Source organism: Litorivivens sp., from assembly GCF_041625495.1.
GTDB lineage: Bacteria > Pseudomonadota > Gammaproteobacteria > Pseudomonadales > Spongiibacteraceae > Litorivivens.
In genome coordinates this window covers 35,378-56,471 of sequence record NZ_JBFJTH010000002.1, presented here as the reverse complement: position 1 = coordinate 56,471, position 21,094 = coordinate 35,378, and the positions used below count along the sequence as shown (strand labels likewise).

Genomic DNA, 21,094 nt, shown 5'->3' with positions numbered 1-21,094 from the left:
ATTGAGCATCACAAAGCAGCCCGTGCCGTAGGTGCTCTTCACCATGCCCGGCGCAAAGCAGGCCTGACCAACCGTCGCCGCCTGCTGGTCACCAATTAATGCCCCCACCGAAATTGCGGCGCCAAATAATTCCGGGCTGGTAGTACCGAAATCGTCGGCGGAGTTTTTAACTTCAGGCAACACTGCGGCAGGAATATTCAGCAACGACAGCAGCTCATCATCCCAGCAGTGTCGATGGATGTTGTATAACAGCGTACGCGATGCGTTGGTGGCGTCGGTTGCGTGAACTTTCCCCCCCGTGAGACGCCACAACAGGAAAGTGTCGATCGTACCAAAAGCCAATAGCCCGCGTTCCGCCTTTTCTCTGGCGCCGGGAATATTATCCAGCATCCAGCCCAATTTGGTGCCAGAGAAATACGGATCGAGCAATAGACCTGTACGTCGCGACACCATCGCTTCCACACCCTCTGCGCGCAAACGCTCGCATTGAGCTGCGGTGCGACGATCCTGCCAGACAATCGCCCGCCCCAAGGGTTTGCCGGTATCGCGCTCCCACAATGCTGTGGTTTCTCGCTGGTTAGTGATACCGATGGACGCGATCTGCCGCGCCTCAATGCCCGCCGCCGCCAGTGCCTGACGGCAAACCGCGAGCGTTGACGCCCAGATATCTTCCAGCTCGTGCTCAACCCAGCCATCTGCGGGAAAATGCTGGGCAAACTCCTGCTGCCCCAAGCCACAGATGGCACCCTGTTTATCAAAAACGATAGCGCGTGAGCTGGTTGTGCCCTGGTCGATAGCCAGCAGGTAGTCAGTCATTGTTGTTATCCGTGCGGTATTGATAACCGAACGATAGCACTATTGCGCGGGCGACGGGAGACACTGACCAACAGGCGCGGTCTGCTCGGAAACACACCGTACCTGCCCGACAGCGAAAACGTTAGCTCAGGACAGGGTTCCGCCGTCTACTCGGATATGCTCACCGGTAATATGCGCCCCATCTTCAGATGCCAGCATGGCAATGACACCCGCCACTACCTTGGGTTCTTTAGGCCCGGTAAGCGAACTGATTCTTCCCAGTAAGGCCATATCGGCATCTGCCGGGAAGGTGACATTTGCTGCCATATTGGTCGAAATATCACCAGGGCAAACACAGTTCGCGCGCACACCACGCTTGGCATACTCCACCGCAATTGTGCGCGTCATCGACAACACCGCACCTTTACTAGCCCCGTAAGCCGTGCCCCAAGGCAGACCACTGAGCGAAGCAGTCGAGGCGGCATTCACAATATTACCTTTGGTTTTGAGCAATTCCGGCAACGTCGCCTTACACAGTAGAAACGTGCCGGTCAGGTTGACATCAATAACCCGTTGCCAATCCGCCAGCGCAAGCTCATGGCAGTTATCAAAGCGTAACACGCCCGCCATATTGACCACCGTATCCAGCTGACCGTAGGCACAAATGCATTCGGCCACGCAGTTATTCACGTCTGTTTCTGAGCTGATATCGAGGCGATGGGCAATCGCTTCCCCACCCTGCGCCCTGATTCTTTCAGCGACTGCGCTTAGCGCTTCTTCATTGATATCCGTGCAGAAAACCTTGCCACCTTCTTCAGCAAGACGATAGGCAGCAGCTTCGCCAATTCCCGACGCCGCACCAGTCACCAAAATCACCTTGCCATCAAATCGTTTCATCAAGCCTTCTCCAGATTGTGAATAACTACCAAAAAAACGTGATCACCATGCCCCTCGCTGTGAAGCGGGTCAACCATGCTGAGTTTAATCTCTTGTACTTTTGCGCTGGCGATAACAAAAACCAAATAAAGGAGAGCCCAATGTCCCTGTCCATGCGTCTTACCCTGGCACTCAGCGCCGCGTTGCTCATGCCTGCAGCCGTTATGGCAGCAACCCCGCACTGCGCTTTTCCGGGCGCACGCGAAATACCGGCAGCCTCCCTCTATATAACGGACAGTACGGCTTTTGACTCTTACCGATTTGTATGGATTGAAGATATCTCCTTTAACAATCCCGAATCACTCAGCCATCAGGAACAAGGCACGCTGCGCAAACTTATTCGTAGCGCGATCGAACAGGAGTGGCTCGAGCGTCTCGGCTGGCGCAGCGCCAACGCACCTGGCGATGCCGTAGCCAGCCTCAGTATCAATGTTGAAGATCTGACAACCGATACTGGCCAACTCCACCTACACACGCGCCTGCGCGACAGTGTGTCTGGCGAGCAACTCATGGCACAATGTGACGCGGAGCTCGCACTCGACAGCGAACACTACCGCCACACCACAGCCACTTCTCTGGCCTGGAACGGCCTAAGGCAGCAGGTGAGCCATTGGGGCGCCGGGCTCGGCTCCCATCTCATGACCGTGTACTGACCGAAATTGCCAATAAAGCTGCCTTGATTCACCCTTGAGTTTAAGGGCCGCTCCGCTAAGCTTTCAGCATTGAATTTGTGATGATGGCATACGATCGGCCCGCGCCTTCTTTTTTCCTCAAGGTATTGATTCCCTGAGCTTTAAAAATGTAGTCGGCGGGGCGATCCCAGTAGGAGATCCCCAATGGACACGCTCGAATCCTTCCGCCAGGAAGTCCGCGAGTGGCTTGAAGCCAACTGCCCGGAATCCCAACGTAAACCGGCCAGCCGTGAAGAACAGGTATGGGCCGGACGCAATCAGACCTTTCCCAGCCAAGATGCCAAAATCTGGTTCGAGCGGATGCGCGATAAGGGTTGGACCGTACCCGATTGGCCAAAAGAGTATGGCGGCGGCGGCTTGAGCGACGCCGAAGCCAAAGTGCTCAAAGACGAGATGAAAAAGCTCGGCTGCCGCACCCCCCTGCTGGATATCGGCATCTGGATGTTGGGTCCTGCCCTGCTCGAATACGGCAACGAGGAACAGAAGCAGGAACATATTCCCAAAATTGTTCGCGGCGAGATTCGCTGGTGTCAGGGCTATTCCGAGCCGGGTGCAGGCTCTGATCTAGCCAGCCTGCAGTGCAAGGCGGAAGACAAGGGCGACCACTTTCTGGTGAATGGCACCAAGATCTGGACCACCAACGCCGACAAATCCGACTGGATTTTCTGCCTGGTACGCACTGACCCCAACGTAAAAAAGCAGGAAGGCATCAGCTTTCTCCTGATCGACATGGAAAGCGATGGGGTCAGCGCCACACCGATAGAACTTATCAGTGGTGAGTCGGAGTTCTGCCAGACTTTCTTCGATAATGTGAAGGTTCCCAAAGAAAACCTCGTCGGCGAACTGAATAAAGGCTGGTCAGTGGCTAAAGCTCTGCTCAAGCACGAGCGCAAGCTGATGTCCGAACAGGAAACGCCGGCCGGCACCCAATTGACGCCAGTGCAGGCAGCTCTGGATTACGTGGGCACAGATGCCAGCGGAAAAGTGGCCAACGCCGCCTTGCGCGAACAATTGGTTAAGCACGAAATGAAATACCGGGCTCTGGGGCTCACCCATTTCCGCTCCTTCGAAGAAAAGATGAGCGGTGCCGGGGAAGGCAACATACCTATGATCATGAAATACGTAGGCACTGAGTGCACCAAAGAACGGGAAGAAACCCTGCTGGCCATGCTGGGCACTCAAGGCTTGGGCTGGGAAGGCGAAGGCTTTAACTCGGATGAATTGCTTGCCACACGCGGCTGGCTATTTTCCAAAGCCCTGTCCATCGCCGGCGGCAGCTCGGAAGTACAGTTGAACATTATCGCCAAACGCGTATTGGGTCTGCCCGACTAAGCGCAGACAGCAGGAGTTAAAACAATGCCTCTGGTACTGAATGAAGAACAGCGTCTACTCAAAGACACTGCCAAGGAATTTCTCAATAGCAGCGCACCCGTATCCGCCCTGCGCAAGCTTCGCGACGAGAAAAACGAAACCGGTTACGACAGCGCGCTGTGGAAACAAATGGTCGAACTGGGCTGGGCCAGCATGGTCCTGCCAGAAGAGTACGACGGCCTCGACTTTGGCTATATGGGATTGGGGGCTGTCATCGAAGAGACAGGTCGCACCCTAACCGCCTCCCCTTTGTTTTCCACGGTGGTACTCGGTGCCTCAGCCATTGTGTTGGGCGGCACTAACGAGCAAAAGCAAACCCTCCTGCCCGCCGTCGCAAGTGGTGAAAAAACCCTCGCACTGGCCGTTGATGAAAACAGTCATCACCGGCCGGCCAACACTGCCCTGAAGGCCAATGCAGACGGCAATGACTTTGTACTGACCGGCACAAAAGTAACCGTGGTCGACGGCCATACGGCGGATCAGATTATCGTCGCCGCCCGCACCGCAGGAGAAGCCGGCAGTACCGACGGTATCAGCCTGTTTATCGTCGACGGAAGCGCCCCTGGACTGACACGGACCCGGCGCTGGATGGCCGACAGCCGCGCCACTGCAGAACTGGTTTTCAGCGACGTAAAAGTTCATAAAACACGGCTGCTGGGTGAGCTGAACAAGGGCTGGGATATTCTGGATCCGACCCTTGATCGTGGCCGTATATGCCTGGCAGCCGAAATGCTGGGTGGTCTGCAGGAATGCTTTGAACGCACCGTTGACTACCTGAAAGAACGCGAACAGTTCGGCGTAAAAATCGGATCGTTTCAGGCCCTGAAACACCGCGCAGCACATATGTTCACCGAAATTGAGCTAGCGAAATCCGTGGTACTCGATGCTTTCACTGCCATAGATGACGAGCGCGCCGACCTCCCCCAGATGGCCAGCTTTGCCAAAGCCACCGTCAATGATCTGTATTATCTGGTGAGCAACGAAGCCGTACAAATGCACGGCGGCATTGGTGTGACCGATGAACTGGAAATAGGCTTCTTTCTGAAGCGTGCGCGGATGGCGATTCAGTTATTAGGCGACAGCGGTTTCCATCGAGACCGCTATGCCAGTCTGAGCGGTTACTAAACGCTGAGCACCCCTTCTCTCAATTAAGAAGAAGGGGTGCGACAAATTGCATGCTAAAAACTGCGCGCCTTCAACTTTACGCGCCTGGCAAACGATAAATCGGCAAATGCCGCTGTCTGTTTTACGTCCGGCTTTATCTCGTGTTTACAGGCGCGACACTGGTAACGACTTCCCTTCAGAAAGTTAGCAAACCGCTGAGCACCAAATTCAAACTGCTGGCACCGACAGACAAACGGGTATGTCTTACGCTTACTCTGCTTGCGTACTTCTGCGCCCGTCGTATCAAAGGCTGCGGAGGCCTTCGGTGTTGCACCCAGCGCCGACGCCACCTGCTTCCATGCCTTATCATGCCCTCGCGAACGATACATCCTGCTGGCAACGATATGCGCCATTTCGTGGGCAATCGTGTCGTAGACAAAATCCCACTCGGCGTTATTAGCGAATATCACCTTGTTGATTTCAATCAGGTTTTTATGCGGAGTTGCGCGGCCCGCCATGCGTGCACTGCGTAGATCAAAAGACAGTTCAGGTTTTCCATCGCGGTATTGCAGATGAGTTACCGCTCGCGCATAAGCCTCATCAAAAGCTCGCCGAATATCGGCATGGAGTTTTTCCGGGAGCGGCTCACGGTAGTTTGCTGCGGCCATCAGAGCTGTGGCTTTTTCGGCATGTCCTGACGCAGGCGCTGCACAACCGCAGTGACCTTCCCTCCTTTTTGTGCGATCTCTTCGTCGCTAAGATCACACAGCTCATGGGGAAAAACCAACCAGTCATCGGTTTCATGCAGATAATAGTCAGGCTTGAGTTCGGTTTTATTTCGAGCGGGTTTAAACCAGGGCATAGCCACTCGAATATCGCCGTGTTGCCCAGAGCCAAAATTATTGCGAATTTCAGCCAGTACTGCTTTGATCGTCAAGCCAGTATCAAATACGTCATCCACAATTAACAGCTTGTTGTCAGTGGTGAAATTGTTAAACACGTAGTCAAGGTTGTGCACCTTTACCCGGCGCTCGCGCTGATCCACTCCACTGTAGAGCGAGGTTCGAATGGCGATATGATCCACCGCTATGCCGCAGTATTCAAACAACTCCTGCACCGCCACACCCACCGGTGTGCCGCCACGCCACAAAGCAATAATGCAGTCTGGTCGGAAATCACTCTGGATAACGCGCGCGGCCAGCTCGTAGGCATCGTCGAGCAGGCTCTGCGCACTGATAAAATGCTTGTTCATACCTATTTCCGGAACTGCTTGAAGTCCGGCTGACGCTTTTCCAGAAACGCCATAACCGACTCGATATTTTCTGGCGACCCGGCCAACCGCATCATTTCCTCCTGCTCCCGATCATTAGCTGCATGCACATTGTTCACATGCACCTGCCGCATCAGTCGCTTGGTTGCAACCAGCGACGAGATCGGCCACTGAGCAATTTCTCGTGCCTTGCACATCGCCTGGTCAAGCAGGCCGTCATCACTGACTTGCGCGGTAGCAATACCCACTTCACAGGCTCGATCTGCATTGATCCATTCAGCGGTATACATCAGTTCGGCCGCACGGCGCGCACCAATCACCTGCTGCAGGGTATAGCTACTGCCCCACTCCGGCACCAGCCCGAGTTGAACGAAAGGAAAACGCATGCGCAGGCTGTCACCAACATAGACCACATCAGCATTTAGCAACAGGGTTGCGCCGCCACCTACGGCAACGCCCTTGGCTGCGCAAATCAATGGCTTGTCAAAGTCCAGTAGTGCACGGGCGCTGGAGACAAAGGGGTGCTCACTGTCGCCATCAGCGTTAGCCATATCATTTAGATCAACACCTGATGAGAAATCCTTACCGGCACCAGTAATGACCACGCAGGCCACCTTCGGGCTATCCTTCGCGGCATTGATGGCTTCGCGAAAGGCAACCCATTGTTCTTTGTTAAAAGCATTCTTCTTTTCCGGACGATTCAGGGTAATCAGCAATACGCCGTCTTCATCCAATTGCTGTAATATCGTGTCAGACATAAGGTGTAGTTCTCGGGCTAGTCGTTAATAAAGTTTACGGCCGCGGCCAGATCAGCCCGACCGGTAACGCAGTTATTCGCAGGGTGATTCTGGTCTTCGTAGCCGAAGGAAATGCCAAACAGCAGTTTATTGCTTGAATCTACGCCCAATTCTTCTCTGATCTGGTCAGCAAAAAAGCTGAGCGCAGTTTGCGGACAGCTCGCCAATCCATGCGCTGACAGGCTCAACATCAGGTTCTGGGCATACATGCCCAGGTCAGCCGCTTCGCGAATACCAAAATGTTCCGGCAAAAACAGAAATGCCACATGTGGTGCACCAAAGAACTCAAAATTGCGGTAAAACGCTTCTCCACGGGCAGCCTTATCCTCACGCGATATTCCCAGCGCGTCGTAGAGCTGCTTAGCGGCATCATACTGACGCTCTTTGTAAACACCCTCGTATTTCCCATCATAGGGAAAGTCCATTGTCATTTTACCCTGCACAAAATCACTACTGATTCTAGCTTTGAGGCGCTCCTTGGCAGCGCCGCTGACCACCGCCACGATCCAGGGCTGAGTATTACAGTTAGACGGGGCCTGCTGGGCAGTTTCAAATACGGATGCCAACACAGTGTCTGCTACTGGCTGTTCGAGGAAAGCGCGCACTGAGCGCCGCTCACGAACCAGCGCCTGAAATTGCGCTGCAGAAAAAGTCTCACTTGGGACTGTCGCCGCCTTACTCATATCGAATGGCTCCTGCCTGTTTATAAGATTCTATGTCACCTCGACCAAGGCCGGCCTCAGCTAGAATGCTGTCTGCATCTGCACCTGCCGCACAAGGCCCTCGCTGTATCGAAGAGGGGGTGCGCGAAAACCGTGGCGCCGGCGCTGATTGCGTCACGCCGTCTATCTCGACATAGTTTTTGCGCGCCTGATTATGGGGGTAGAGAACCGCCTCGTTTGCATCAAGTACCGGCGCAAAACACACATCGGTGCCCTCCATTATGCCACACCATTGATCGCGGGTTTTGGTCTTCACCTTGTCGGCTATGCGCTGCTTGAGCAGTGGCCATTGATCCTTCTCAAACAGGTGCGAGTACCCACCTTGCCCCAGGTCCAGCTCCAGTTTTTCCGCCAATAGCGCGTAAAACTGCGGCTCAATGGCACCGATCGAAATATATTTGCCGTCAGCGCACTGATAGGTATCGTAAAAGTGCGAACCGCCGTCCAGCCAGTTGTCTTCTCGCTCCAGGCTCCAGGTGCCTCCGGCCATATAGGCCTGGGTTGGAGCCATCAGCGATATCACACCATCGGTAATGGCAGCGTCAACCACCTGCCCTTTGCCCGACGTTCTGGCTTCAAGCAACGCCGCTAACAGCCCCATAATCAGGTATAACGAACCGCCACCGTAGTCACCCACCAGATTCAATGGTGGCACCGGACCGCCTGCTTTGCGACCAATGGCTGCGAGGGCTCCAGTGACGGCAATATAGTTAATATCATGGCCAGCACTGTGTGACAGCGGGCCCTCCTGCCCCCAGCCAGTCATCCGCCCGTAGACCAATTTCGGGTTCCGCTCGAGGCATATTTCCGGCCCGAGCCCGAGCTTTTCCATTACCCCTGGCCGAAACCCTTCAAACAGTGCATCGGCGCCTGCAATCAGAGTCAAGGCGAGATCGATCGCCTCCGGCTTTTTAAGGTCAAGTGCAATACTGCGCTTCCCGCGCGCACTAATATCAGAGGGCGTCGCTGCGCCTGCCGCGCGATCGATACGAATAACATCTGCCCCCATATCTGCCAGCAGCATGCCGGCAAAAGGTCCTGGGCCAATCCCAGCCATTTCAATGATACGAATTCCCGTTAGTGGGCCAGACATGGCTTATCCTCTCTTATATCGCTGACTCCTTGGCCGGTCGCCCACACCTGAACAGCCGGTAAAGCGCGCTTGCGGTGAGCCAGGGTTTAGCGAACTAAAAAAAACGCCCGTTCCTCGCGAAACAGGCGCTCACGTTCAACAACGCAGGGGGTTATTCGCCGGTAAAGTTGGCCGGCCGTTTTTCCTTGAAAGCACGCATGCCCTCTTTCGCATCTTTCGACGCGAAAACCGGACCGGCAAGCTCGTCGGATTTCAGCATCGCCTCGTCTTCCGCCATATCTGTCTGCAGCTCGCGCAATGAGCGGGTAATGGCTTTCAGCGCCAGCGGGCCAGTTTTGCACAGCTCTTCAGCCATTTTCTTGGCTTCTGCTAACGCCTGCCCCTTGGGTACGATGCGATTGATCAAGCCCCACTCCAACGCTTCCTGGGCAGTGCAGTGACGACCCAACAACACCATTTCGGCCGCACGACAATACGGAATTTGACGCGGCAAGCGGATACTTGAACCTGCCATCGGATAAAGACCGCGCGCGACCTCAGTAACGCCGTAGATAGAATCTTCGGAACCTATACGCAAGTCAGTACCCGCGAGAATCTCAGTGCCGCCTGCCAATGCGTAGCCTTCAACAGCGAGTATCAGGGGTTTGCTTGGACGATTGTCACGCAATAGAGCTTGCCAGTGCACATTCGGTACAGTGCCCATCAGATTCATAAATTCTTCTGACGCCCCATTGTCGCCATCAGGCCCGGCTTTCAGATCCATACCGGCACAGAAGGTATCGCCAACAGCCGTCAGGATGGCGCACATCAGTGAGTCATCCTCGTCCAGACGACGCCAGGCTTTGTACATTCCAAGCAACATTTCCGGGTTAAAGGCGTTTTTTGCCTCCGGACGGTTCAGGGTGACAATCAGGGTTTTGCCTTCCTGTTCGATAATGCAGTTTTTGGTGCTGATATCGAGTTCAGCCATTGGAAATCTCCATCGTTATTCAATTACGTCTTGCGCAAGCCCGGTCGCGAAGCATTCGTATGACAGGCATACGCCTAAGCGTCTATCAGGCCACTGCGCCTTCGCCGCTGAGCGCAAACGCTTTCGCCGTCTTGTAATCTGGCTTGCCGCTGGGCGCGCGGGGAATATTCGCAATCACGTGCATGGCGCGAGGCACTTTATAGCCGGCAATATGTTTGCGGCAGTGCTCTTGCACATCCTCAAGCGTTAGGCTAACACCGCTACGCAGCTGCACAACGGCCGTTACCTTGCTACCCCAGCGCTCGTCTGGCGTGGCAACAACCAGGGCATCAAAAATACCTTCGTGGGCCTTCAGCGCGTTTTCCACTTCTTCCGGGAAGATTTTCTCACCACCACTGTTGATGCAGTTCGAACCACGACCAAACACTGTGATGGAGGTGTCTTCCTCCAGTTTTGCGGCGTCGCCTGTCAACAACCAGGTTTTACCGTCAACCTCGACAAAGGTTTTGGCCGTTTTTTCAGGGTCGTTGTAGTAGCCCTTGGGTATATAACCAGAGCGGGCAAAAATGCCGGTTTCGCCGGGTTTAGCGTGCCGGCGCGGCGTTTCGTCGTCGATGATGACGTCCATGTATTCGGTGCGGGTTACATTACCCAGGCCGGATTCCGACTTTTTCTGACCGTTATCCATTCCCATCTGACCGCCTTCAGACGAGCCAAAACTGTTGGTGATAAAGACATTCGGGAAATGCTTACGGAACCCATCCTGCTTGGCTTCTGAGAAGACCGCGCCGCCTGACCCTACATTAAAGATGGTACCCAGTTCCCAGCGACCCGGGTTTGCTTCCAACGCATCCAACAGCGGAATTGCCATTGCGTCGCCAACAATCTGAACCGCGTTGACTTTTTCGCGCTCACACAAGTCCCAGACGTGCTCACCATTAAGCGAGTGCTGATCGTTCAAGACTAGCTTATTACCCGCCAGAAGTTGGATACACGCGTACCACCAGGACGCACCATGCATCAGCGGCGCCAGCGCAATACCACACAATGGGTTTTCGGCTACGCGGGTAGCAATGTCTTGTGGTGTTTCGCATGGACCATTGGGCGAGAAGTGCCCGCCACCGCCCATCGCCGCAAAAAAGACATTCTTGTGCGGCCACATCACACCTTTTGGCATACCGGTAGTGCCGCCAGTATAGAGAATGAAGTAGTCATCGCCCGAGCGCTCTTCGAAATCGCGCGCATCGCTCTGATCAGCCATTGCCGATTCGTATTCAACGGCTGCGATGGTATTCAGGTCGGCACCACTGTCGTCATCAACAGCGACAAAAGTCTTCAGGTCCGGTGCTGCGCTGCGGATTTCCGCAATATGCGGCGCAAATTCACGGTGGTGAACACACGCCACCATGTCGGCATTGTCGAAGATATAAAGCAATTCATCTTTGACGTAACGGTAGTTGACGTTGATGGGCACTGCACGAATTTTGAAGCAAGCCAGCATCGCTTCCATGTATTCATTGCAGTTATACATGTAAAGACCCACATGATCGCCGGACTTCACGCCCTGCGACTTCAGGTAATGCGCCATGCGGTTCGCGCGCTTGTCCAACTCACCAAACGTCGTGCGGTGATCGCCGCAAACCAAGGCCTCGCGCTCGGGCACCTTGTCCGCCACCACTTCAAACATATCTGCCAGATTGAATTGCATTTTTCCCTTCCCGTTAACTGACACCGGCCACATGCGTGGCCGGTTGATGGAGCGTTATATCTACGCTTTTTCTGATCCGACAACCCACATGGCAAAGAATTGCGCACCTCCGCCGTAGGCGTGGCCCAATGCAAGCTTGGCACCGTCGACCTGATGATCGCCGGCGTCGCCGCGCACCTGCCGCGCCGCTTCGGCAAAGCGAATCATACCGGAGGCGCCGATGGGGTTACTGGATAGTACACCACCCGAGCAGTTCCAGGGGATGTCGCCATTTTCATCCAACGAGGTCGCCCCTTCCATGGTTAGCTTCCAGCCTTCACCTTTTTCGGCAAAGCCGAGGTTTTCCAGCCACATGGGTTCGTACCAAGAGAACGGCACATAGACTTCTGCACAGTCCAGATCCTTGCGCGGATTGGTAATGCCTGCCTGAGCATAAACATCCTTGGCACAATCAATACCCGCCTGCGGACTAACTTCCTCGCGGCCGGCATACATGGTTGGCTCGGAGCGCATTGCAGTACCGCGAATCCAAGCCGGTTTTTTCGGTGACTGTTTAGCCAGCTCTTCGTTTGAAATCACCAGCGCACAAGCGCCGTCAGAAGACGGACAAGACTCCAAGAAGCGCAGCGGCTCCCACAGCATGGGGCTGTCTTCGACTTCCTTCATAGTGATATTAGGCAGTTGCAAATGCGCCAGCGGGTTGCGGGCGCCGTGCAGACGATCCTTCACCGCCACTTTGATACCGGCATCGCTCGGCGCGTTGGTACGACGCATGTATTCGCGAATAATCGGCGCAAAGAAGCCTCCGGCACCGGCGTTCAGGTGAACCGAAAACGGCTGTGCGTTTGACAAGGCCCACATGGCGTTGGACTCAGACTGTTTCTCATAGGTCACCGTGAGAATGCGCTTAAACATGCCACTTTGCACATAGGATGCAGCGACGATGGCAGTTGAACCACCCACCGAACCCGCGGTGTGAACCCGCAACATCGGCTTGCCGTTACAGCCTAGCGCGTCGGTCAGATACAACTCAGGCATGATCATGCCTTCAAACATATCTGGCGCTTTACCGACGATAACCGCGTCGATATCGTCCCAAGTCAGTTCCGCATCCTGCAAGGCCTTGAGGGCCGCATCGCGCACCAATCCGGCAATGGATACTGTTTTGTGTTTGGTCTGGTACTTGGTCTGGCCAATACCGACGACTGCAGCTAATTCAGCCATTACTCTCCCTCCAATACCGCGACCAGGTTCTGTTGCAGCGCGTGACCTGAGGTCGCATGCGCTACGCCGCGTTTGATTTCACCCTTGATGATACGATTGGCCACTTCACCAACCCGTGACAGGCCAGAGGCCATCATCTGGTTGCCCGCAAGGACACCACCGGACGGATTGATCACGGTGTCATCACCCAATCCCAACGCTTTCTTCAAGATGATTTCCTGGTGACTGAAGGGAGCGTAGAGCTCTGCGACCTCAACCGGGCCGTTGGCCACACCAGCTGCCTTGGCGGCAATCTCGGTGGATACAGATTTGGTCAGGTCTCGGGCACCAAAGTGATGGGACTCGATACGATGATCGATACCCTTCAGCACGGCGTAGGGCTTGCCCCACTCCTTCGCTTTTTCAACCGTCGCGATAACCATGGCACTGGCACCGTCGGAAATCGGACAGCAGTCATGCATGCGCAGGGGAGACAGATAGGTCGGCTCCGCCAGCAGTTCATCCACACTCACATCACCCTTAAGTTGGGCGTGGGGGTTGGATTTGGCGTTTTTGCGCGAGCGTGCAACCACTTCGGCCATGTCAGCTTCAGTGATATCGCCGTTGTCGAGCATGGCGCGCGCCTGCAGGGCCGCGCTGCTGACCGTATCCAGCCAAAGCGGAGACAGGTAATAGGGATCGAGTTGCTGCGACAATACAATTGGCAGCTCACCGGGAGATGATTTTCCGAACCCATAAAGCAGGGCAGAATCAGCCTGGCCCATACGAATTTTCAGCACTGCTTCGTACAGAGCCCAGGCCGCATCCATTTCAACATGAGATTCCTTGATCGGTGGAACCGCACCCAGTGCATCCACACCCAGCACGAAGGCAAAGGCGGCACCCTGCAGGTAGTCACAGGAACCAGAACAAGTAAAGTCCACGTCTTGGGCGCTTTGAATGCCCACGTTATCCAGCACTTTGCGGATAACCGGCATGATCAGTTCCACTTCGTTCAGGGCACCGGCATCACGCACACAGTCCGACTGAACAAAAGAGACAATGGCTATATCACGCATCTTTCAGTCTCCCAATTTCTTCCGCCGGTACATCAGGCTCGTCGATCGGCGTGTAGTATTTGATGTTTTCCATCGCGAAAGTCCACTCGCTGGGATCTTTCCACTGGGCCTCTACTCGCATACCGATACGCACGTCTTCGTTCTTGCACTCACTCAGCAGATGCAGGAAAGAAATGTTTGCGCCGTCAGGTATCAGGTTGGCGATAACATAGGGCGGTTTGATGGGGTTACCAGGGATAGGTATGTGCACGATGGTAAAGGACTGTACCGTTGCCTTGTTTGACAGTTCTACTTCCTCTGTCGTGGCCACACCACAGGCAGCACAGGCGCCGCGCGGCGGGATATAGACATTGCGACAGGATGGGCAACGTTGCCCTACAAGCTTGCCCTCTTTGACCTTGGATAGGTAGCGGGCTGTCGCCGCGCCGGCGGTAAAGTTGTAGTCGAGATAAACGGGCGATTCGATGCCGGTGATCGGCTCCAGCGCCTCTTTGTTTGCGTCACTCATGGCAGTCTCCTCAAGCTGGCTCAAAGCAGGCGATATCGGTGATGAAACCCTTGGTTTCTTCAGCCCAGCGCACCTTCACTTTCATGCCGGTGCTCATTTTCGATTCGTCACCAGCGTCAACCATGTGAATCATGGGGATGTCGGAACCGTCGATCTGGATCTGGGCCCAAGCAAAGGGCTGATCCAAAAGGTGCTTGTCACGGGGATGCTTAACCCAGGCCCAAGTTCGCACCACGCCAGTATCCGGCAGGTCCACAAATTCGCTGAGTTCCTCAGCGGTAACGGGGTCATATTCCATCGGCGGTACAATCACCTTGCCATCGCTTCCCTTGATCCCGACGATCTTGCGATCGCGCAGGGCCGTGAGAAAACGTCCTACCACCGGCCCGGTGGTGCGTGTATAGGTATAGCCGAGGGTAAACGCCTGTTGCAGTACTTCCGCTTGGGCGGACATAGGCCTGTCTCCTTGCTTACTGGCTTGAATTAACAACAATCAGAGTCGCATTGAACGACTCTAATCCACTGAAAAAATTAAACTTTTTGTAATAAACCGGCAGTTAGCCGACCATGGGACAAGTATTGAGCAGGAAGGGGGATAACTCAATGACCGAATGTGGCCTATCGGTGTGACAAATCCGATCAGAGGGTATTGAAAGCGCGAGATGAGGGTGGAAAGACTACAGCGGCTTGCCCGACTCCCGCTCAAGTGCCTTGTGCATATTTGTGGCAATCTGTCCGGCTACCCGTTTCGCCCGCTCAGCCTTCTCGCCCGCGAAGTGCTCGTCGACCGTTTCAGTAAAATACGCCAGCCACTGATCAAAATCAGCGCCGCGCAGCTCCCGCTTGTCGTGGAGTTGGCGATGAATATTCATGGTGTGGCGTTTGTAATTGTTCTCACCAAGCAGAAGCTTTTCCCAATAAGCTTGGATTCGGGGAAAGTGTTCTCGAATATCGACATTGGCCACATCGAGAAAGATAGGCGCCAGACGTTCGTCCACCAGCAGCTTATCGTAGAAGGCTTGCACGAAGTCTCGGATACGCTCTGGTGTGTCGAGGTCGGGTTTTGCCATAGGGTTTTACCAATCGGGTCAGCTCGGCCGAGGCCAACCGAAGAAAAACCGGCTATTTGCCGCGCTTCTTCTTCGAATCTCGCTTCTTCACAAATTTCATCAACCGCTTTTTGCGATTCACTTGGCGAGAAGTGAGCTTGTTTTTCTTACCCTCAAAGGGGTTTTCACTGGTACGAAATTCGATACGAATCGGCGTTCCCACCATGTCCAGATGACGGCGAAAAGTCTTTTCCAGGTAACGCTGATAACTGGATGGTACTTTGTCGGTCTGATTGCCGTGAATCACGACAATCGGCGGATTCTGTCCGCCGGCGTGGGCGTAGCGCAGTTTTATGCGTCGACCATTGACCATTGGTGGAGCGTGATCAAACACAGCGCCTTCAAGGATCGTCGTCAGATGGCGAGTGGACATTTTATCTGTGGCCGAATGGTAGGCCTTATCCACCGACTCATAGAGATGACCCACCCCGGTGCCGTGTAAGGCAGAGATAAAGTGCACTTCGGCGTAATCAATAAACTGCAGCCGCCGTTCCAGCTCAAACTTGACGCGTTCTTTGTGATCAGGCTCAAGCCCGTCCCATTTATTAACCGCCAGCACCAGGGCGCGGCCGGACTCCACCACCTGACCCAACAGGTGCAGATCCTGATCGACAACACCTTCTCGAGCATCCATTACCAGAATGGTTACGTTGGAGTCATCAATGGCTTTCAGGGTTTTGACGATGGAGAATTTTTCCACCACTTCTTTTACATTTTTACGACGTCGCACCCCGGCCGTATCAATCAGCGTGTACGGCGTGCCGTCGCGCTCGTAATCAATATAAATACTGTCACGGGTTGTGCCCGGCTGATCGTAGACCACCACCCGGTCTTCGCCCAGCAAGCGATTGACCAGCGTGGATTTACCAACGTTGGGCCGCCCGACAATGGCGATTCTGGTGCCGCGGGCCGCCTTCTCATCCTCTGGCTCCTCGTCGACAACGGGAAACCCGGCAACAAGTTCATCCAGAAGCGAGCGCACACCACGACCGTGAGTGGCAGTGATCGGGTATAGCTTTTCGACACCCAGCTCATAAAACTCGGCGATGGCGGTATTGGGGTCAACGCCATCGACCTTGTTGATAACGTAGTAGAAGGGTTTGCCGGAACTGCGAAATTTGGCAGCCAGCGCGTAGTCCGACGGTGTCAGGCCTGCGCGCGCATCCAGCAGGAAGAGCACTGCATCGGCTTCGTCGATTGCCGCCAACGACTGCTCAGCCATGACGGTGTCGATGCCTTCCTCTTCGCCGGTAATACCACCCGTGTCAATCGCGATAAAACGGTTGCGCCCATGGGTTACCTCGCCGTACTTGCGATCGCGAGTAAGGCCTGGGAAGTCTGCCACCAAGGCATCGCGACTGCGTGTCAGCCGATTAAACAGTGTCGATTTGCCCACATTGGGACGCCCGACCAGGGCCACAACCGGAATCATGCTCATTTATTCGTCGGCGCCAAAAAGACGCTTGAAAAAGCCAGGCTTATCGCGCTCGAAAGTGTAGGCCACCAGCTTGCCATCGTTGCTGAATACATACAGCTTGTCATCAGCAACACTCATCGGGGCACGTACACCACTACTGTCTACCCGTACGCGGGACACCAGGTGACCGTCAATCTGTGACACAAAGTGGAGATAACCCTCGAAATCACCCACCACTAAGCTGCCACTGAGAATCGCGGGCTCGGTCAATTTACGGCGCGCCAGGATCGTCTGAGTCCAGACAACGCCCTGCCCGTTCTGCTCGAAGGCATGAATACTGCCCTGCGCGTCCGCCACATAAATATTGCCGTAGCCTTCCACTGCACCACTGTAGCTGGACAGATCGCGCTCCCATAGGGGCCGACCACTGCGAACATCAATCGCCACGAGCTTTCCCTGATACCCAACGGCATACAGCACGCCGCTGTGTAGTAACAGGCTGCCATCAACGTCTGACAGTCGCTCGATTTCGGTACTGCCTTTGGGCACCGCAACACGCTGCTCCCAGCGCAGCTCGCCAGTCTTTCGATCCAGTGCCACGACTCGGCCATTGGCCAGGCCGGCATAGACAGTCTGACCATCGAGCAGCGGCGTAGAGGTGCCGCGCAGAGTCAACCGAGGTACCGATGCCGCAAAGGCCCAAAGTTTTTCGCCGGTGAGCGCATCAAGCCCCACCACTTGACCGTCATAAGTCTGGGCGACAACGATCTCCTCATCGCTTACCGGAGGTGCCAGTATTTCACCGTTGAGCTGTGTTTCCCACAACTGTTCGCCTTTGAGATCATAGGCAACGACCTTGCCTTCGGCCGTACCCAAATAAAGGCGCTCGCTGTCTATGCCGACACCACCGCTAACGGCCAGCTCCAGATCGCGCTTCCAACGTTTTTTGCCGGTCGCGCTGTCTCTAGCCTGCAATTTTCCGTCAGCCGATACGGCATAAATGGTATCGCCCTCGATCGCTGGACGCAGCTGGTACAGACCTTTTCCCTGGCCTTTACCGATACCGGCAGACCATAACTTTTCAACGTCGCGTTCAATGACAAAGTCTGTCAATTCAGCGGGTTCGTTTTCCTCCGGAGTACCGGCACAGGCCGCAAGCATAAGCGGCGCCAGTACAATCAGATATCTGGCCAAGGGTTTCATTCAGTATCGGCTCCATCCTCGGAACTTGATTCAAGATCGCGGATTTTCATGTCCAACAAGGGGTTGGGTGAAGCGCTTTCCAGCTTGCCCAGCTCAGCTTTGGCTTCTTTATAGGCCGCCAGCGCGGCTGCCTTATCGCCTTGGGCAAGATAGATATCACCGCGAGTCTCGCCAATCAGCGCTGCATAACTGCCAAGTGCGGTGCCTGCCAGTGCCTGCTGTGCATCTTCGTATCGCTTCTGCGCAAGCAGCACATGTGCCAGCCGAACCTTCGCCTGCAGCAACAACGGCGCTTCTGGCTTTTGCTCTACAACCCAAGTCAGTTCCTGCTCAGCCGTCTGCCAGTCGCTTTCCAGAGCTGCATACTTGGCCTTGTACATCGCGCCGAAAACAGCATAGGTACTGCCATCAAATTCAGCCTTAAGCGTATCGGCAAAGTGCTTTGCACTGGACAGTTTGGTGCTGTCATTTTCAACAGCCGCGTCCGCTTCCAGCAAGCTTTGATAAGTCGCCGCCGCCTCAGCACTACGCGTGTCCTGCTGCTTCTGCCAACCCTGCCAGCCAAAAACAAGACCGATCGCTACCACAATACCCAGCGCAATCGATTTGCCGTTCTCCTGCCACCAATTCTTCAGTACTTCAATCTGTTCTTCGTCCGTGCGATACGTTTCCACACTCATACCTCTGTGTTTATTCAGTTTTTATTTAATTCACGTTGTAACAGGGCAAGCAACTCACCCTGCCCAAGTTCCTGTTGTTCGCGGGTTTCCCGCAGCCACTTGAGCTGTACTTTGCCCTGCTCGGCTTCTGTCTCGCCAATCACGACCGCCAGCCACGCTCCGGATTTGTCAGCCTTTTTGAACTGGCTTTTAAAGCTGCCGCCACCACAGTGGGTCACCACCTTTACATCGAGCGATCCGCGCAGCTGTTCCGCCAGTTTAAGGGCGGCAATTTCAGCCTGGGTGCCGGAGCTTACCAGATAGACATCGGCCTGAGCTGTTTTCTCCGGCAGATTGTCGGTTGCGTCAAGTAACAGGCACAGGCGCTCCAGTCCCATCGCAAATCCGACCGCCGGAGTGGCTTTACCACCGAGCTGTTCGACCAGCCCGTCATACCGACCACCGGCACATACCGTCCCTTGGGCGCCCAACAGATTGGTGGTCCATTCAAATACCGTCAGACCGTAATAATCCAGCCCGCGAACCAGCTTCGGATTGCGCACGTAGGCAATACCGAGCGCGTCGAGTCGCGCACAGAGCCCATCAAAATGCGTCTTGGACGCCTCATCCAGGTAATCGTCAAATACTGGCGCATTACTTAGCAGGGCCTGAGTCTGTTCACTTTTGCTGTCAAGAATTCGCAGCGGATTAGTCTCAAGGCGACGTTGACTGTCCTCATCCAACTGTCCCTTCAGCGGCGCAAGATAGGCCACCAGTGCTTCGCGATAAGCTTTTCGGTTATCGCTGCTACCCAGTGTATTGAGCTCCAGCGTCAAGCCTTCGGTGATACCCAGCTCTTCCCAGAAACGGGCACTTAGTGCAATCAGTTCGGCATCAATATCCGGACCGACCATTCCAAAGGCTTCCACACCTACCTGGTGAAACTGGCGCAGTCGGCCCTTCTGCGGGCGCTCGTGCCGAAACATGGGGCCGGTGTACCATAGACGCTGCACCTGATTGTATAACAGACCGTGCTGCTCGCAGGCTCGCACACACGACGCTGTGCCTTCCGGACGCAAGGTCAGACTATCGCCGTTCCGGTCCTCGAAGGTGTACATTTCCTTTTCGACAATATCCGTGACTTCGCCAATGGAGCGCTTGAACAGCTCCGTCTGCTCCAATATCGGAAAGCGGATTTCACTGTAGCCGTAACGCGCCAGCAAATGTTGCAATTTGCCTTCCAAATACTGCCAGAGTGGGGAGTCCTCGGGCAGCAGGTCGTTCATGCCACGGATAGATTGAATCTTTGCCAACGTGCTAAATCCTTGTCTGCGTCGACACTCAAGCCTGACGCACAATAATGTCGTTTTCCTCGGCCTGCTTTTTCGCAACCCGCTCGCGAATCAGATGCTCCAGATGATCAATCAGTTCACCGCTTTGCACTTTGTGATCTGTTTTACCGTCGATATAAATCATGTTACTGGGGCTGGCTCCGGTTACACCGATCTCCACTTCCTTGGATTCACCTGGGCCGTTGACGAAGCAACCGATAACCGCAACATTCACTGGCGTAGTGACGTCTTCCAATCTGGCTTCCAGCTCATTCATGGTGCCGATAACATCAAAGTTCTGGCGCGAACAGCTCGGGCAAGCAATAAAATTAATGCCCTTTGAGCGAAGTTTCAGACTCTTAAGAATTTCATAGCCAACCTTGATCTCTTCAACCGGGTCTGCCGCCAGCGATACCCGAATGGTGTCGCCGATACCGTCCATCAACAGCATGCCCAGACCAACCGAGCTTTTAACCGTTCCACCGCGCAGTGCGCCGGCTTCGGTAATCCCCAGATGCAGTGGTTGCTCTATCAACGTGGCGAGTTTGCGGTACGCACCCACGGCCAGAAACACGTCGGAAGCTTTGACACTGACCTTGAAATTCGGGAAATCAAACTTATCGAGAATATCGACATGCCGCATGGCTGACTCAACCAGCGCATCGGCCGTCGGCTCACCGTACTTGCGCTGCAGGTCTTTTTCCAGCGAGCCGGCATTTACACCAATACGGATAGGGATATTTTTGTCTCGCGCCGCGTCGATCACCGCGCGCACTCGATCCTCGCGACCAATATTACCCGGATTAATCCGCAGACAATCAACGCCGTACTCGGCAACTTTCAGCGCGATTTTGTAATCAAAATGAATGTCGGCAACCAGCGGTACATTTACCTGAGCACGTATATCTCGAAACGCTTCCGCAGCCTCCATCGAAGGCACGGAAACCCGAACAATATCAGCACAGGCGGTTTCAAGCTGCCGTATCTGAGCGACAGTCGCCGCCACGTCACAGGTATCGGTATTGGTCATGCTTTGCACAGAAATGGGAGCATCACCCCCAACCGGCACATTGCCTACCATTATCTGACGGGACTTGCGACGGACGATAGGAGATTCATGCAGCATG

The 21,094-nt window shown here is 54.7% G+C and carries 22 protein-coding genes; 3 read left to right on the top strand and 19 right to left on the bottom strand.

The window, feature by feature from the left end:
* Nucleotides 1–816, bottom strand: an 816-nt coding sequence (locus ABYP39_RS00655; RefSeq protein WP_372780759.1) for an FGGY family carbohydrate kinase, incomplete at its 3' end; no start/stop codon positions are given.
* Between the two features lie 126 nt (nt 817–942).
* Entirely contained in the window at nt 943–1,692 is a 750-nt protein-coding gene (locus ABYP39_RS00650; RefSeq protein ID WP_372747984.1) for an SDR family NAD(P)-dependent oxidoreductase, read from the bottom strand.
* Nucleotides 1,693–1,832: 140 nt separating this feature from the next.
* Between ABYP39_RS00650 and ABYP39_RS00645 the strand changes: the two genes are divergently transcribed.
* The 3 genes from ABYP39_RS00645 to ABYP39_RS00635 all read left to right on the top strand — a co-directional run bounded on the left by ABYP39_RS00645 (nt 1,833) and on the right by ABYP39_RS00635 (nt 4,919).
* On the top strand, nt 1,833–2,384 hold the full coding sequence (locus ABYP39_RS00645; protein ID WP_372763977.1) for a hypothetical protein: 552 nt from the start codon (nt 1,833–1,835) through the stop codon (nt 2,382–2,384).
* Nucleotides 2,385–2,567: 183 nt separating this feature from the next.
* Complete coding sequence (locus tag ABYP39_RS00640) at nt 2,568–3,755, top strand: acyl-CoA dehydrogenase family protein (RefSeq protein WP_372747986.1); 1,188 nt, start codon at nt 2,568–2,570, stop codon at nt 3,753–3,755.
* Between the two features lie 24 nt (nt 3,756–3,779).
* Complete coding sequence (locus ABYP39_RS00635; RefSeq protein WP_372763978.1) at nt 3,780–4,919, top strand: acyl-CoA dehydrogenase family protein; 1,140 nt, start codon at nt 3,780–3,782, stop codon at nt 4,917–4,919.
* Nucleotides 4,920–4,972: 53 nt separating this feature from the next.
* Here the strand turns inward: ABYP39_RS00635 and ABYP39_RS00630 are convergent, their stop codons facing one another.
* The 17 genes from ABYP39_RS00630 to ispG form a co-directional block, all read right to left on the bottom strand.
* Nucleotides 4,973–5,566 (bottom strand): SprT-like domain-containing protein, encoded by a 594-nt coding sequence (locus tag ABYP39_RS00630; RefSeq protein WP_372780758.1) that lies wholly within the window; start codon nt 5,564–5,566, stop codon nt 4,973–4,975.
* Nucleotides 5,566–6,150: a phosphoribosyltransferase gene (locus ABYP39_RS00625; protein WP_372747989.1), complete on the bottom strand. Its 585-nt coding sequence runs from the start codon at nt 6,148–6,150 to the stop codon at nt 5,566–5,568. Before ABYP39_RS00625 ends, ABYP39_RS00630 begins: the two co-directional genes overlap by 1 nt.
* A gap of 2 nt (nt 6,151–6,152) precedes the next feature.
* A complete protein-coding gene (locus ABYP39_RS00620; protein WP_372747990.1) occupies nt 6,153–6,926 on the bottom strand; it encodes an enoyl-CoA hydratase/isomerase family protein in 774 nt (257 codons plus the stop codon).
* Between the two features lie 17 nt (nt 6,927–6,943).
* Nucleotides 6,944–7,648, bottom strand: a complete 705-nt coding sequence (locus tag ABYP39_RS00615; protein WP_372780757.1) for a nitroreductase — start codon at nt 7,646–7,648, stop codon at nt 6,944–6,946.
* Entirely contained in the window at nt 7,641–8,780 is a 1,140-nt protein-coding gene (locus ABYP39_RS00610) for a CaiB/BaiF CoA transferase family protein (RefSeq protein WP_372780756.1), read from the bottom strand. The genes ABYP39_RS00615 and ABYP39_RS00610 overlap by 8 nt, the downstream gene beginning before the upstream one ends.
* 151 nt (nt 8,781–8,931) lie before the next feature.
* On the bottom strand, nt 8,932–9,750 hold the full coding sequence (locus ABYP39_RS00605; RefSeq protein ID WP_372758237.1) for a crotonase/enoyl-CoA hydratase family protein: 819 nt from the start codon (nt 9,748–9,750) through the stop codon (nt 8,932–8,934).
* A gap of 85 nt (nt 9,751–9,835) precedes the next feature.
* Nucleotides 9,836–11,458 (bottom strand): acyl-CoA synthetase, encoded by a 1,623-nt coding sequence (locus tag ABYP39_RS00600; protein WP_372780755.1) that lies wholly within the window; start codon nt 11,456–11,458, stop codon nt 9,836–9,838.
* Nucleotides 11,459–11,518: 60 nt separating this feature from the next.
* Nucleotides 11,519–12,682: a thiolase domain-containing protein gene (locus ABYP39_RS00595; RefSeq protein ID WP_372748977.1), complete on the bottom strand. Its 1,164-nt coding sequence runs from the start codon at nt 12,680–12,682 to the stop codon at nt 11,519–11,521.
* Nucleotides 12,682–13,740: a thiolase domain-containing protein gene (locus ABYP39_RS00590; protein WP_372748978.1), complete on the bottom strand. Its 1,059-nt coding sequence runs from the start codon at nt 13,738–13,740 to the stop codon at nt 12,682–12,684. The genes ABYP39_RS00595 and ABYP39_RS00590 overlap by 1 nt, the downstream gene beginning before the upstream one ends.
* Nucleotides 13,733–14,248, bottom strand: coding sequence for a Zn-ribbon domain-containing OB-fold protein (locus ABYP39_RS00585; protein ID WP_372748979.1), 516 nt, complete (start codon nt 14,246–14,248; stop codon nt 13,733–13,735). The genes ABYP39_RS00590 and ABYP39_RS00585 overlap by 8 nt, the downstream gene beginning before the upstream one ends.
* 10 nt (nt 14,249–14,258) lie before the next feature.
* Nucleotides 14,259–14,702 carry a Zn-ribbon domain-containing OB-fold protein gene (locus tag ABYP39_RS00580; protein WP_372748980.1) on the bottom strand — a complete coding sequence of 148 codons (444 nt, stop codon included), beginning with the start codon at nt 14,700–14,702 and terminating at the stop codon, nt 14,259–14,261.
* Nucleotides 14,703–14,925: 223 nt separating this feature from the next.
* Entirely contained in the window at nt 14,926–15,318 is a 393-nt protein-coding gene (locus ABYP39_RS00575; protein ID WP_372748981.1) for a group III truncated hemoglobin, read from the bottom strand.
* Between the two features lie 52 nt (nt 15,319–15,370).
* A complete protein-coding gene (der, locus tag ABYP39_RS00570; RefSeq protein WP_372758242.1) occupies nt 15,371–16,789 on the bottom strand; it encodes a ribosome biogenesis GTPase Der in 1,419 nt (472 codons plus the stop codon).
* A 6-nt stretch (nt 16,790–16,795) separates the two neighbouring features.
* The gene (gene bamB, locus ABYP39_RS00565; protein ID WP_372780754.1) at nt 16,796–17,977 is read right to left on the bottom strand and encodes an outer membrane protein assembly factor BamB; all 1,182 of its coding nucleotides are present in this window, start codon (nt 17,975–17,977) and stop codon (nt 16,796–16,798) included.
* Nucleotides 17,974–18,657, bottom strand: coding sequence for a YfgM family protein (locus ABYP39_RS00560; RefSeq protein WP_372780753.1), 684 nt, complete (start codon nt 18,655–18,657; stop codon nt 17,974–17,976). Before ABYP39_RS00560 ends, bamB begins: the two co-directional genes overlap by 4 nt.
* A gap of 14 nt (nt 18,658–18,671) precedes the next feature.
* Nucleotides 18,672–19,949 (bottom strand): histidine--tRNA ligase, encoded by a 1,278-nt coding sequence (gene hisS, locus ABYP39_RS00555; protein ID WP_372758240.1) that lies wholly within the window; start codon nt 19,947–19,949, stop codon nt 18,672–18,674.
* Between the two features lie 28 nt (nt 19,950–19,977).
* Nucleotides 19,978–21,093, bottom strand: a complete 1,116-nt coding sequence (gene ispG / locus ABYP39_RS00550; RefSeq protein WP_372748368.1) for a flavodoxin-dependent (E)-4-hydroxy-3-methylbut-2-enyl-diphosphate synthase — start codon at nt 21,091–21,093, stop codon at nt 19,978–19,980.
* Nucleotide 21,094 lies beyond the last annotated feature (1 nt).